Source organism: Mangrovibacterium sp., from assembly GCF_059905295.1.
This window is the reverse complement of record NZ_JBZQJF010000208.1, coordinates 1-14381: the sequence shown is the minus strand read 5'-3', so window position 1 is coordinate 14381 and position 14381 is coordinate 1. Positions and strand designations below refer to the sequence as shown.

Annotated in this window: 12 protein-coding genes; 8 read left to right on the top strand and 4 right to left on the bottom strand. The window is 42.8% G+C overall.

Annotated features, from left to right (window positions below):
• Positions 1–347: 347 nt before the first annotated feature.
• Genes AC37HE_RS10900 through AC37HE_RS10885 form a run of 4 tightly spaced genes read left to right on the top strand, consistent with a single transcriptional unit; the run spans position 348 to position 6099 of the window.
• The gene (locus tag AC37HE_RS10900) at positions 348–2180 is read left to right on the top strand and encodes a DNA topoisomerase IV subunit B (protein WP_500782873.1); all 1833 of its coding nucleotides are present in this window, start codon (positions 348–350) and stop codon (positions 2178–2180) included.
• Between the two features lie 24 nt (positions 2181–2204).
• Positions 2205–4832, top strand: a complete 2628-nt coding sequence (locus tag AC37HE_RS10895; RefSeq protein ID WP_500782872.1) for a DNA gyrase/topoisomerase IV subunit A — start codon at positions 2205–2207, stop codon at positions 4830–4832.
• Positions 4833–5342: a shikimate kinase gene (locus AC37HE_RS10890; protein ID WP_500782871.1), complete on the top strand. Its 510-nt coding sequence runs from the start codon at positions 4833–4835 to the stop codon at positions 5340–5342.
• On the top strand, positions 5335–6099 hold the full coding sequence (locus tag AC37HE_RS10885) for an MBL fold metallo-hydrolase (RefSeq protein WP_500782870.1): 765 nt from the start codon (positions 5335–5337) through the stop codon (positions 6097–6099). The genes AC37HE_RS10890 and AC37HE_RS10885 overlap by 8 nt, the downstream gene beginning before the upstream one ends.
• A 145-nt stretch (positions 6100–6244) precedes the next feature.
• Here AC37HE_RS10885 and AC37HE_RS10880 read toward each other — a convergent pair whose 3' ends face one another.
• From AC37HE_RS10880 to AC37HE_RS10865, 4 genes are all read right to left on the bottom strand, one after another.
• The gene (locus AC37HE_RS10880) at positions 6245–6442 is read right to left on the bottom strand and encodes a cold-shock protein (RefSeq protein ID WP_500782869.1); all 198 of its coding nucleotides are present in this window, start codon (positions 6440–6442) and stop codon (positions 6245–6247) included.
• Positions 6443–6453: 11 nt separating this feature from the next.
• Positions 6454–6807 carry an RNA-binding regulator gene (gene rbp / locus AC37HE_RS10875; RefSeq protein ID WP_500782868.1) on the bottom strand — a complete coding sequence of 118 codons (354 nt, stop codon included), beginning with the start codon at positions 6805–6807 and terminating at the stop codon, positions 6454–6456.
• A 206-nt stretch (positions 6808–7013) separates the two neighbouring features.
• Positions 7014–8327: an aspartate kinase gene (locus tag AC37HE_RS10870; RefSeq protein ID WP_500782867.1), complete on the bottom strand. Its 1314-nt coding sequence runs from the start codon at positions 8325–8327 to the stop codon at positions 7014–7016.
• A 400-nt stretch (positions 8328–8727) separates the two neighbouring features.
• Positions 8728–9444: a GntR family transcriptional regulator gene (locus tag AC37HE_RS10865; RefSeq protein WP_500782866.1), complete on the bottom strand. Its 717-nt coding sequence runs from the start codon at positions 9442–9444 to the stop codon at positions 8728–8730.
• A 335-nt stretch (positions 9445–9779) separates the two neighbouring features.
• Between AC37HE_RS10865 and AC37HE_RS10860 the strand changes: the two genes are divergently transcribed.
• From AC37HE_RS10860 to AC37HE_RS10845, 4 genes are all read left to right on the top strand, one after another.
• Positions 9780–11096, top strand: a complete 1317-nt coding sequence (locus tag AC37HE_RS10860; protein ID WP_500782865.1) for a dihydrolipoamide acetyltransferase family protein — start codon at positions 9780–9782, stop codon at positions 11094–11096.
• A 4-nt stretch (positions 11097–11100) separates the two neighbouring features.
• Positions 11101–12459 (top strand): dihydrolipoyl dehydrogenase, encoded by a 1359-nt coding sequence (gene lpdA / locus AC37HE_RS10855; RefSeq protein WP_500782864.1) that lies wholly within the window; start codon positions 11101–11103, stop codon positions 12457–12459.
• 43 nt (positions 12460–12502) lie between these two features.
• Positions 12503–12892 carry a four helix bundle protein gene (locus AC37HE_RS10850; RefSeq protein WP_500782863.1) on the top strand — a complete coding sequence of 130 codons (390 nt, stop codon included), beginning with the start codon at positions 12503–12505 and terminating at the stop codon, positions 12890–12892.
• An 88-nt stretch (positions 12893–12980) separates the two neighbouring features.
• On the top strand, positions 12981–14381 hold a 1401-nt coding region (locus tag AC37HE_RS10845; RefSeq protein ID WP_500782862.1), incomplete at its 3' end, for a thiamine pyrophosphate-dependent dehydrogenase E1 component subunit alpha.

Genomic DNA, 14381 nt, shown 5'->3' with positions numbered 1-14381 from the left:
TTTTGAGGGGGCGTGGCACCGTGCCACGAGCTCCCCAACCGTTCGGGAAGGCATGGCACCGTGCCACAACAAGAAAAATGTTCCGGTGGAGGCGTGGCACATTGCCACAACGAGAAAAATGCTCCAGTGGAGGTGTGGCACGCTGCCATAACGGGAAAAACGTTCCGGAGGGGGTATGGCACCCTGCCGTTAAGTTGCCACTGCTCTTTCCTTTTAATAGCAAGCGTTTTTTTTTGCTCCTTTTCGTATGATTATTTTTTAACGGTTTGGCGTTAGTTATTGACATTCGCTTTCAAAATTTGCGCACTTTTGCTTTCTTTATCTTTGCGATAAATTCAATTCAAATTATGACTCCAAAGTACGACGAAGGATCCATTAGAACATTAGATTGGCAGGAACACATCCGCAAGCGCCCGGGTATGTATATCGGGAAGCTGGGTGATGGTACAGCTAGCGATGACGGTATTTATGTGTTGCTGAAAGAAGTGATTGATAACTCGATTGACGAGTTTATGATGGGCTTTGGTAAAAAAATTGAGGTGAGTGTTTCGAATGAGATTGTTTCCATCCGGGATTATGGACGTGGCATTCCGCTTGGAAAATTAAAGGATGTGGCCTCTAAAATGAATACCGGGGCTAAGTACGATTCGGAGGTATTCAAAAAGTCAGTTGGATTGAATGGCGTTGGTATTAAAGCCGTGAATGCATTATCGACAACTTTTAATATTAAAGCCTTTCGCGAGGGAGAGGTGAAAGAAATTATTTTCTCGCAAGGGCAGGTTGTTGAGGAAAAAGACGTTGTTGCAACTGATCAGGCGAATGGAACTGAGGTGAGTTTTGTCCCCGATCTGGATATTTTCCGCAATTATCGCTTTCGCAGCGATTACGTGGAAAACATGATGAAGAACTATTCGTTCCTGAATGCCGGCTTGACGATTTATTGCAATGGTGAACGCTACCAGAGTAAGAACGGTTTGAAGGATCTGCTGGAAGAGAACCTCGATACGGAATCACTTTATCCGGTCATTCATTTGAAAGGAGAGGATATTGAGGTGGCTCTGACTCACGGAAATCAGTATGGCGAGGACTATTACTCGTTTGTGAACGGGCAGCATACGACACAAGGTGGAACTCACTTGGTTGCTTTTCGCGAAGCTTTGGTGAAAACAATCCGGGACTTTTATAAGAAAGACTTCGATCCGTCGGATATTCGGGCTTCCATTATTGCCGCAATTTCAATCAAGGTAGAAGAGCCTGTTTTCGAATCACAAACAAAAACGAAACTAGGGTCGCGCGATATCGGGCCGGATGGACCATCGGTGCGTAATCACGTGGTTAACTTCGTTCAAAAAGAATTAGATAATTATCTCCATAAAAATGCAGATGTCGCAGAGGTGTTGCTGCGACGTATCCAGGAATCGGAACGAGAGCGAAAAGCAATTTCCGGTATTAAGAAACTGGCCAAGCAACGGGCGAAAAAAGTGAGTCTGCACAACCGTAAGTTGCGCGATTGCAGGGTTCATTTTAACTCGACAAAGGATAATAAGGCCGACTCGAGTATTTTTATTACCGAGGGGGACTCGGCTAGTGGCTCAATTACTAAATCACGCGATGTAAATACGCAGGCTGTATTTAGCTTGAAAGGAAAGCCGCTGAACACTTATGGCCTAACAAAGAAAGTGGTTTACGAAAACGAAGAATTTAACCTGCTGCAGGCTGCTTTGAACATTGAAGAAAGCATGGATGACCTTCGGTATAATAAGGTAATTATTGCAACCGATGCCGATGTGGATGGTATGCACATTCGGTTGTTACTCATTACTTTCTTTTTGCAATTCTTCCCCGAGGTCGTTAAAAAAGGACATTTGTATATTTTGCAAACTCCTCTGTTCAGGGTTCGCAATAAGAAGAAGACATTTTACTGCTATACCGAAGAAGAACGCGTGTCGGCTATTGCCGAATGTGGGAAGGCCGCAGAGATTACCCGATTTAAAGGGTTGGGTGAGATCTCTCCCGATGAGTTTAAAAATTTCATTGGCCCTGAAATTCGATTGGAACCGGTATTGATGAAAAAGCATGAGTCGGTGTCGCAGATGCTTGAGTTTTATATGGGGAAAAATACACCCGACCGGCAGGAATTCATTATTGAGAACCTGTATGTTGAGAAGGATGAAGTTTAACAGCAATTTTTAAATCGATTTAAGGTGAGCGAAGAGGAAATTAAAACAGATCAGTCCGGTTCGGAAAAAGAGGGTAACATCACGTATTTGTCAGGGATGTACCAAAATTGGTTTCTCGACTATGCGTCGTATGTGATTCTTGAACGGGCAGTACCTTACGTTAATGATGGTTTGAAACCGGTGCAGCGACGTATCTTGCATGCCATGCGTGAGATGGATGATGGACGATACAATAAAGTGGCGAATATCATCGGTCAGACAATGATGTATCATCCGCATGGTGATGCATCGATTGGTGATGCTTTGGTGCAGCTCGGGCAGAAAGAACTGCTTGTTGACAGCCAGGGGAACTGGGGTAACATTTTGACCGGCGACGGTGCTGCAGCGCCTCGTTATATTGAGGCTCGCTTGTCGAAGTTCGCCCTTGATGTTGTTTTCAACCCTAAAACAACCAACTGGAAATTGTCATACGATGGTCGAAATCGGGAGCCAATTACCTTGCCTGTTAAGTTTCCGCTCTTGTTGGCACAAGGAGTCGAGGGGATTGCTGTTGGTTTGGCCTCGAAAATATTGCCGCATAACTTTGTAGAACTGATTGATGCTTCAATCGCTTATTTGGAGGGGGAGGAGTTCGAACTCTATCCTGATTTTCCTACCGGTGGATCTGTCGATATTTCAAAATATAACGATGGCTTGCGTGGGGGAGCAATTAAGGTTCGCGCAAAGATCGAAAAACAAGACAGTAAAACGCTTGTTATTAACGAACTTCCTTATGGCAAAACGACCACCTCACTCATCGAGTCGATCATTAAAGCCAACGATAAAGGGAAAATTAAGATAAAGCATATCGACGATAATACATCGGATAAGGTTGAAATACTGGTGCATTTGGCACCGGGAGTTTCATCCGATAAAACGATTGATGCCTTGTACGCATTTACCGACTGTGAGGTGTCTATTTCTCCGAACTCCTGTGTTATTGAAAATGACAAGCCTTTGTTCTTAGGGGTAAGTGAAATTCTAACCCGGAATACAAATCAAACAGTTTCGCTATTGAAACTGGAATTGGAGATCCGGAAGGGCGAATTGTTGGATGCCCTTCATTTTGCTTCATTGGAGAAAATATTTATTGAAGAGCGAATTTATAAGGATAAAGAGTTTGAACAGGCTGAAAATATGGATGAGGCAGTGGCTCACATTGATAAGCGACTGGAACCTTGGAAGCCCAAACTTGTGCGTGAGATTGTGCGTGAAGATATTCTGAAATTGATGGAAATTCGCATGGCCCGTATCCTGAAATTCAATACCGATAAGGCCAACGATCATATTCGTTCAATTGAAGAAGAGATTAAAGAAATTGACTACAATATTGAGCATATCATTCCTTTCAGTATTGCATATTTCCAACGTATAAAAGATAAATACGGAAAAGGGAAAGAGCGTAAAACTGAATTGCGGAGTTTCGAGAATATTGTCGCAACCAAGGTGGTTGTTGCGAATGAGAAGCTTTACGTCGATTATGAGGAAGGCTTCATGGGGACAAGTCTGAAGAAGTCTGAATATGTATGTGATTGTTCCGATATTGACGATATTATTGTTTTCCGGAAGGACGGAACTTACTTTATAACGAAGGTTTCTGATAAGGCCTTCATTGGTAAGAATATTCTACATCTGGCGGTATTTAAGAAAAATGATAAACGGACGATTTACAATGTAGTGTATCGCGATGGAAAACAAGGATTCTATTATATGAAACGATTCGCTGTTACTGGTGTAACCCGCGATAAAGAATATGATGTGACCAAAGGTACTGCTGGTTCGAAGATTTGGTATTTTAGTGCTAACCCGAACGGTGAAGCTGAAATTCTGAAAGTAACCCTTAAGCCTAAAGCCCGGTTGAAACGGATGATGTATGAAGTGGATATGGGTGATTTGGCAATTAAAGGTCGCGGTGCGATGGGGAACATTTTATCGAAATACGAACTGCATCGTGTTGTGTTGAAAGAAAAGGGTATCTCAACATTGGGAGGAAGAAAAATTTGGTTTGATAATGATGTTTTCCGTCTCAACTCAGATGGTCGTGGTAAATATATCGGCGAGTTCCAGGGCGATGATCAAATCTTGGTGTTGTATAAAAATGGTGATTACCAGTTGTATAATTTCGACTTAAGTAATCACTTTGATCAGGATATTTTGACCATTGAGAAATTTGATGCCGATAAAGTCCTGTCGGTTGTCTATTACGATGCCGATCAGGATTTCTACTATGTGAAGCGTTTTCAAATTGATGAAATACATGGTAAACGAGTAAGTTTTATTGGCGATAACGATGGAAATAAATTGATTAGTGTGACTTGGGTACATTATCCGAGATTACAAATTACCTTTGGCGGTAAAAATGCTGAACGCGAGAATGAGATTGTTGAGGTCGCTGAATTTATTGGCATTAAATCGCATAAGGCACGTGGTAAGCGCCTGACAAACTATGACGTTGAGAATATTACCGAAATAGAGCCGATTGTGAAAGATGAGGACGAACATGAACAGCTGGATGAAGAACCCGAGCCTGATTCAGACGATGATGTGCCGTTCGAAATTAATCGGAAGAAGGATGATGAAGAAGATGATAAAAACCAAATGTCGTTGTTCTAAATGAGAATCTATTTAATTGGCTATATGGCCTGTGGCAAAACTACCTTGGGAAAGGAGTTGGCCCATAAACTGGGGTTGTCATTCCTGGATCTGGATAAATATCTGGAGAAGAAATACTTCAAAACTATTCCCCAAATTTTTGAAGAAGAAGGGGAGGCCGGTTTCCGGACAAAGGAGCAGGTCTGTTTGCACGAGGTATCTGAATTTGAAGATATTGTGGTTGCAACAGGGGGGGGAGCTCCGTGTTTTTTCGATAATGTTCAGGTGATGAACCAGAGCGGAACTTGTATTTTCCTGGATGTTGATGCCGAGGAGCTGGCTGATCGTTTGAGAAAATCCAAAACTGAACGTCCTCTAGTAAAAGATAAGACTGCCGAAGAGTTGGTTGGTTTTATTGAAGGCATGCTTGAAAAACGCCGGCCGTTTTATGAGCAGGCTGAGTATTGTATAAGTGGCTCAAACATCACTGTAACTGAGCTTTTATCCAGGATTGAATTTGAACATGAGTAAGCTTGAAATTTGTGCATTGGCTTCCGGTAGCAATGGCAATTGCTATTATATTGGCAACGACGACGAGGCTTTGTTAGTCGACGCCGGTTTGTCGGCCAGACAGCTGCAATTGCGGTTTCAGACGAAGAAAATTGACGAAAGGAAGATTACGGCCATCCTGATTACGCATGAGCATGCCGACCATGCAAGGGGAGCTCGTGTTTTAAGTAAGCGGTTGCAGATTCCTGTATATATTACCAAAAAAACTTTTTTGGCGTTGAGTAAGGCTAACCGCCCGTTAGATCCGGTTTGGTTTGAAGCTGATGAATCATTTACGATAGGGAAGTTTGAAGTCCATTCATTTTCGAAGCAACACGACGCTGCTGATGCTTGTTCGTTTCGGGTTGGTTATGCCGGCCGGAATATTGGTGTGATGACAGATATTGGAGTGGCTTGCGAACGGGTCAGGGATCATTTCTCGCAATGTCATGCTGTATTCTTGGAGAGTAATTACGATGAAGATATGTTGCGCAACGGACCCTATCCCTATTATCTGAAAGAACGTGTTGCCTCTGAACGCGGTCACTTGTCGAACGTGCAGGCTTTTGAGCTGGCCAATGAGTTCGCGGGGGATCATTTACAAACAATCTTCTTAAGTCATATTTCGGGGGAAAACAATACGCCTGAGCTGGCTGGTTCAGTATTTGAAGGCTTACGTAGTCGATTTCGGGTTGAGTTAACCTCCCGCCATGAACCGACTGAATTGGTGTTTGTGTAAGCTTGCTTGAGCTCAAGAAGTCGTACGGATCGTAAACAGACCTCTTAAAAAATAAAAAACCCGAATTTCTTCGGGTTTTAAATAAACAAAGCTTGAAAAATATCTTAATCAGAAAAGCCCTGAGGGCCTCTGCGTAATTTCGAGATTAATCTACTTTAGTTACGTTGGTTGCAACCGGTCCTTTTTTGCCTTCGCCGATTTCGAACTCAACAGTCTCATCTGGCTCTAGTCCATCAAAGGAATTAACTAAACCTGAGTGGTGTACAAAGATATCTTTGTTGTCCTCAGTCAAGATAAAACCGTAACCTTTGGTGGCGTCATACCATTTAACAGTACCTTTCATACTAAATGTGATTAGTAGTTAGATCTGTAATTGTTGTCTCTGCGACCATAGCCACCGCCGCTGTTACCGCCACGGTTGTTACCGCCACGGAAACCACCGCCGCCAGATCTACGATTGTCACGAGGTTTTTCAACTGACTCGTTCACAACCATGGTTCTTCCTTCAAGCTCAGCTCCGTTTAATTCTTCGATAGCTTTTTTTGCTTCATCAGCATTAGCCATTTCAACAAAACCGAAGCCTTTGCTTCTTCCAGTGAATTTGTCTGAAATTAACTTTACAGAACTTAACTCACCATACTCCTCAAAAATCTCTCTCAGATCATCTTCTGTGAGATTGTAGTTGAGGTTTCCTACAAAAATGTTCATAATCAATAAAAAATAAAATGTATAGACAACAAATGTAGACTTATTTTCTTAGCATGAAAATTATATGACGATATTAATTGAATGTTTTTCATGTTTTGGCTGAAACTTCCTTATTTCTTCATTTTGGAGCATGAAATTTAGGGAATTATGGCAAAAAAAAGCTCCGAATATACTTCGGAGCTTTTTTATTTTCAGGGTATTTCCTTTTATGCCAGTAAATGATCACTTAAGGCCTGAAGTGTTGTTTGCTTGTCTTTCGTTGCAACAAGAACTGAGATATTATGGCGACTTCCGCCGTACGAAATCATACGAATAGGAATTCCTTCCAAAGCAGTAAATACTTTTGCGGCAAATCCGTGCTCGTCAGCAATCAGGTCTCCAACGATACAAATGATACTTTGGTCTTCATCAACCTCTACTTCGCCGTACTCTTTTAGTTCGCGAACAATATTCGGCAATTTCTTGGTGTTGTCGATGGTTACCGAAACGGCAACCTCCGAGGTTGTAACCATGTCGATTGGTGTTTTGAAAAACTCGAAAATTTCGAACAGGTTTTTCATGAAACCATAGGCCATCAGCATGCGGTAAGAGCGAACTTTTATTGCCGTAATACCGTCTTTGGCAGCTACTGCTTTGATGCCTGCTCCGTTTGAATCGTGGGTGATCAATGTTCCGCTATCCGACGGATTCATCGTGTTTTTTAAGCGTACCGGAATGTTATACAGTTTGGCAGGTAATACCGTTTGTGGGTGCAGGATTTTTGCACCAAAATAAGCTAATTCGGCAGCTTCACTAAACGATAGCTGCTCAATTTTTTTGGTGTTTTGAACGTAGCGGGGATCATTGTTGTGAAAGCCGTCAATATCAGTCCAGATTTGGATTTCCTCAGCTTGGACTGCTGCACCGATTAATGAGGCTGTGTAGTCTGATCCTCCACGCTGCAGATTGTCAATCTCGCCATCGATATTGCGGCAGATAAAACCTTGCGTAATATAGTAATCAGCTTCACCAACTGCATCCAGGGTTTCTTCAATTAGCGGTTTTATAGCGTGCATATCTGCCGCTTTTTCCGCATCGATTCGCATAAAATCAAGTGCAGGAAGGAGTTTTGTTTTGAATTTGTTTTCCTTCATAAGCTCGGTGAACAGTGCGGTCGAGATTAACTCTCCCTGGGCTACAATTGTGCGTGATCCCAGATCTGTGAATTCTCCGGCTGTGTATGATTTAATGGTGTCGAAAGCTGATTTGATGGCCTTTTGTGCTGCCTTTTTTGCCTCAGCTGTTTTGTATAGTGACTTTAAGATGTTTTCGTAATTTTTTTCAAGATTCAGGATTTGTACCAATGCTGCATCTTTATTGCGTTTGTGTAAGTAATCTGCAATTTCGACCAAGGCGTTGGTCGTTCCTGACATCGCAGATAATACAACCAGTTTTTTTTCTCCGTCAGTAATTAAATTCATTACTGCGTTCATGTTTTCAATGCTTCCAACGGATGTTCCGCCAAATTTCAATACTTTCATTAGTGCGTTGTTTTTTACAGCCTTTAATTGACAAATTTTTGCCTGTCCCAATTCATTTTTACGAACGGTCAGAGTGTTTCCAATGTCGTTTAAAATTGAAAGGCAAAGATGCAGATTAATTCTGAATTATAAATGAATATGACCTAAACAAGTAGGATTATTAAAGTCAAGAAAACAAAGAAACTTTTAGGGGCTATTTCGAGGTTAATTATTGGATTGATTCTTGTGTTAACGGCTAAGGTGAATAAAAAAAGTTTCGGGTGATGTGCCTGTTATATAATATGTTGACGAAACCATAAAATATTCGTTATTTGTGGCAAAACTTTTACGGTGGGTGTCCTTTCTTCGTAAGAAGAGTGCAATTAGGGGTGGTTGCACGGATGTCCACCTTTTTTCATCTTTAAAAGTTGCCAAAAATTGCGTGCTTTTCCGAGTTGAAATAAATAGTTGAATAGATATTAAAATTTTCCCGGTTTGTGTATAGTTTTCGTTCAATATAGAGCACCGGATCTCCTTTCTTAATATGCAGAAGCTTACCGATAGCCTGGTCGGCTTTCATGGCTTTTAATTTTTGTTGCCCACCTTTTACTTCAATTTGATATTGAGTTCTCAGTATGTCGAAAAGTGATTTGTTTTCGAAGTTGCGGCTTGTAAACCGGGGCAGGTTAAAATTGGGAATGTGGTTAATGTCGTAAAAGACAGGTTGCCCGTTTACAATTCGCAAACGTTCCATGTAAACACAACCGCAATCCCGTTCAATATCCGTTATCTCAAAATGAAAATGATCCGGCCAAGGGATAATTTGCGGCTTTTGCAGTATTTGTGTTTGCAGAAAATCTTTCCCGATTGCCGATGATGTTCCTGAAATTGACAGGATGCCAATGTCCTGAGGAGGCTTTCTGACGATACTTCCTTTTCCTTGTTTTTTAGAAATGAAACCGTCTTGTACTAATGCTTCCAATGCATGCCTGACTGTTGGGCGTGTCAGGTTATGAACGGCGCACAATTCATTCTCTGAAGGGAGTAGACTACCTTCTTCGTATACGCCTGAAAGAATGTGTTTTCGAAGTGTTTCGTATAGCTTTTTGTATTGTGGTAATTTACCTTCTGTCATCATGTTGTCTTTACAAGCTTGTTTGTTTGTGCTCTTGCAATAGGTGGGTGAATTAAATTCCAAATCCCTATGTGTATTCGTTTGAGCTTGATTTTAGATCAAAAGTAAGAAAAAATATTAAAATTCAATTTCAAACTTGTATTTACAAGTTTAAAGATATAAGTTTACAAGCGTAAATCGTTTGTTGTTGAGACCTGTGAGTTGAGTGAGTCTCAAATCGATTGTCTCAAATAAATGTATTTACAAGTTTGATGTTACTCTGGGCATCCAGATGATTCTTCAGGGTAAAATCAAAATCAGAAACGAACCATAAACTAAAAAACGAAATAAATTCCGCTATGGCTATTCCAGTAATTTTGCCCCGTCAGGGGCAATCTGTTGAGACTTGTATCATTGGAGAGTGGTATAAGCAAGTTGGAGATCCCGTGAAAACGGGAGATATCCTTTTCTCCTACGAAACCGATAAAGCAACATTTGAAGAAGAAGCCAAAGAAGATGGTGAATTATTAGCCATCTTCTTCGAGGCTGGTGATGAAGTTCCGGTGTTGACCAATGTTGCGGTCCTTGGAACGAAAGGTGAAAGTGTGGACGAATTCCGTCCGGGCGGTGCAAGTCCTGCTCCCGAAGAAACTCCGGCAGTGGTTGAAGAAGCTGCACCAGTAGAAGAAAAAAAGGAAGTTGTCCTGGTTGATAAACCGGAAGGCAAAGTGAAAATATCACCGCGTGCTAAAGTGATGGCCGAAAAAATGGGTGTTGCTTATGAGCAAATTCAAGGAAGCGGACCACATGGCCGAATTATTGCGCAGGATGTTGAAGTGGCTGCTGAAAGCTTGCCGAAGATGACTCCGCTGGCACAGGAAAAAGCAAAAGCTGAAGGTTTAGAACCAGCGAAAGAGACCTCTGGGCTGGGAGGACGCGTTGCTGCTGCCGACCTGATTAATTACAATCCGGTATATGGTGATGATTTTGAGGTGAAGAAGTTGCCGAATATCCGGAAGCTGATTGCAAAAGCAATGCACCAGTCGCTTCAAAACTCGGCACAATTAACGCACCATATGAGTGCTGATGCCCGAAAGGTAATGGCATTGCGCAAGCAGTTCAAAAAGAAACTGGAAGCCGGTGAGATCTCACAAAATATTACAATCAACGATTTGGTGTGCTTTGCAGTTGTTAAGGCTCTGAAGAAATTTCCACAGGTAAATACCCACTTTATAGGCGACAGTATGCGCTGGTTTAAGAAAGTGCATCTGGGGCTTGCTGTTGATACTGAGCGTGGCTTAATGGTACCAGCCGTAAAAAATGCCGATGATCTTTCGATTGAAGGTTTGTCTTCTCAGTTGTCATCGGTTGCAGGTGCAGCCCGTAAAGGCAATGTTGATCCTGAATTGCTGAAGCCGGAGGCTGCCAGCTTTACCGTTTCAAACTTAGGAAATTATGGCGTTGAGATGTTTACGCCGGTTATCAACCTGCCACAAACCGCAATTCTGGGAGTATGTACCATTGTTCCGCGTCCGAAGGATTTGGGTGACGGAGTTTATGGTTTCGTACCCATGATGGGCTTATCACTCACTTACGACCATCAGGCACTGGACGGAGGTGAAGCAACTTTGTTCCTGCGTGAAATTAAAGAACAAATTGAGAACCTGACAATCTGAATCCATGAGTAACATTTTCGATATAGCAATTTTGGGAGGTGGCCCGGCGGGCTATGTTGCGGCCGAACGTGCCGGAGCAAAAGGCATGAGCGTGGTCATCTTCGATAAACGAGCACTTGGAGGAGTCTGCCTGAACGAAGGTTGTATCCCGACCAAGACCCTTTTGAATTCAGCCAAAGTGCTGGAATATGCGCACGAAGCGTCGAAGTACGGAATTGAAGTCAATGGTGTAGGCTTCGATTTCAAAAAGATAATGACGCGAAAAGACAAAGTCGTCAGAAAGCTGGTGTCGGGCGTGGGCATGAAAATGAAGCATGCCAAAGCTGAAGTTGTAATGGCCGAAGCTGCTATTAAAGAGAAGCGGGGAGAACTGATTACCCTTACTGCTGAAGGTAAGGACTATCAAGCCAACCGCTTGTTGATCTGTTCCGGCTCCGAAGCGGCTGTTCCGCCAATTCCCGGCTTGGATAAAGACCTGGTGCTAACCAATCGTGAAATTCTTCAGTTGAAAGAATTACCTAAAAGCTTGGTGATTATTGGTGGTGGCGTCATCGGTACCGAGTTTGCCGACTTCTACAATGCGATGGGAACCAAGGTTACCGTGATTGAAATGTTACCGGAAATATTGACCGGTGTTGATGAAGAAATTGCAGCCTTTATCCGGAAGGAATTCACGAAACGCGGAATCGATTATCATCTGAGTGCTAAAGTGACTGAATTGAAAGGTAAAGAAGTCATTTTTGAGAAAGATGGAAAAGTACAATCAATAACCGGAGAAGAGGTTCTCTTGTCGGTTGGCCGTCGGCCGAATGTGCAGGGAATCGGGCTGGAGAATATTGGTGTTGAGTTTTCGCCTAAGGGCGTAAAAATCGACCAGTATTGTCGTACGAATGTACCGAATGTTTATGCTGCCGGGGATATTACCGGATTTTCGCTGTTGGCACATACTGCCAGTCGCGAAGGTGAGGTGGCCGTTAATCATATGCTCGGGCGTAAAGATGTGATGCGCTATAACGCAATTCCCGGCGTGGTGTATACCCATCCCGAAACTGCAGGCGTTGGCTTAACTGAGTCGGCCGCCAAAGCCAAAGGAATTGATGTTGAGGTTCGCACATTACCAATGGCCTATGCCGGCCGTTTTATTGCCGAAAATGAAGGTAAAGACGGTTTTTGCAAAGTAATCGTTGGTAAGAAATATAAAGAAATTCTGGGTGTTCACTTAGTCGGTGGAGCTTGTTCCGAAATGATTTGGGGAGCCTGCGCCTTAATTGAAGCCCAGCTAAGAGTTCAGGATGTTGAGGAGATCGTTTTCCCGCATCCAACAGTAAGTGAAATTATCAAAGAAACAATATTTCAGTTTTAAAAAGTTCCAAGGTTCAAGTTTTAAGTTCCAAGAGCCCGAAAGAATGAGTAAAGTGCAAAGTTTTGAAGATTTGAAAGTATGGCAAGCTTCTCGCGAGCTATGCAAGGTAATTCATGCTTTGACGTTGAAACCTGAATTTGCTAAAGACTACAGGCTAATCAGTCAGATCAAAGCTTCTTCCGGTTCTATTATGGACAATATTGCCGAAGGCTTTGAACGTGATGGGAACAAAGAGTTTATTCAATTTCTAGCCATCTGTAAAGGCTCATGTGGAGAATGCAGGTCACAACTGTATCGCACAATTGACAACGGATATATCACTCAGCTCGAATTTGACTCAGCTTATAAAGCGGTAGTCGAAATTAGCAAAATGCTGAATGGCCTGATGAGCTATCTGAAGGAGTCTGAAATGAAAGGTAAGAAATATAAATAACCGAAAATGTTCCTCCACTTGAAACTTGGAACATGAAACTTGAAACAATCGATTAATCCAGTATCTAACAATCTAATAATCTTATAAAATGCCTAAAGTACAATTTATTGATCCGCAAAATGTCAGGAAGGCTGGCGAAGTAACTTTCAAGCCGATTCCTGTTAACCAATACAACAAAACGATCGAGGAAGAAAAAGCTAATTTCTCGAATGACGATTTTCTGCGTATTTATCACGACATGTTGGTAATCCGCGAGTTCGAAACCATGCTGAATGAGATTAAGACCAAGGGAGAATACAATGGTATTGCCTATAACCACCCTGGCCCGGCTCACTTGTCGATTGGGCAGGAGGCTGCTGCCGTTGGTATGGCTTACACCTTGGGTGCCGAAGATTTTATTTTTGGTTCGCACCGTTCACACGGCGAGATCTTAGCCAAAGGTTTATCGGCTATTCACCAATTGAATGACGAGCAACTGACACAGGTGATGGAAAATCACTTCGACGGAAAAACATTTGCTCCGGTGAAAGAAAATTTCTCGGGCACTGTGAAGCAACAAGCCATCCGCTTCCTGATTTACGGTACGCTGGCCGAAATCTTCGCTCGCGAAACCGGATTTAACCGGGGATTGGGTGGATCGATGCACGCTTTCTTTACGCCATTCGGGGTTTATCCCAATAATGCAATCGTTGGTGGCTCAGGCGATATTGCCGTTGGTGCGGCGCTGTTCAAAAAAGTGAATCGTAAGGATGGTATTGTGGTGGCTAACATCGGCGATGCGTCGATGGCTTGTGGTCCGGTATGGGAAGGTTTGACTTTTGCAACAATGGATCAGTTCAACGAATTGTGGGAAGGCGATATGAAAGGTGGACTGCCACTGATCATCAATATCATGAATAACCAATATGGTATGGGCGGACAAACCTGTGGTGAGACGATGGGCTATAATGTGGCTGCTCGTATTGGTGCAGGGCTGAATGCGGACCAGCTACATGCTGAGCGTGTAGATGGTTATAACCCATTGGCTGTGATTGACGCCTACAAACGCAAGCGTAAAATCATCGAGGAAAAACGCGGTCCTGTGTTACTGGATGTGCTGACTTACCGTTTCAGTGGCCACTCACCTTCTGATGCATCGTCATACCGCTCAAAAGAGGAAGTTGAAGCCTGGCAAGCGGTTGATTCCATCCTGTGGTTTGGAGCCGAGTTGGTGAAAGCCGGTGTAACAACCGAAGCTGATTTGGAAGGCCTGAAGTCGGCTACAACCGATTTGATTAGCTGGGGCGTGAAACTGGCTATCGACCCGGCAGTATCGCCATTGATGGACATGTCAAAACAGCCCAACTTATTAGGCGATATGATGTTCTCAAATCAATCGGTTGATAAAATGGAAGATCGTCCGGTTGAGGTTAATCACCCGATGGAGGAAAATCCGCGCGTGAAGCAGCTGAAAACCAAAGAGCGTTTTGCTTTCGATAAAGATGGGAAA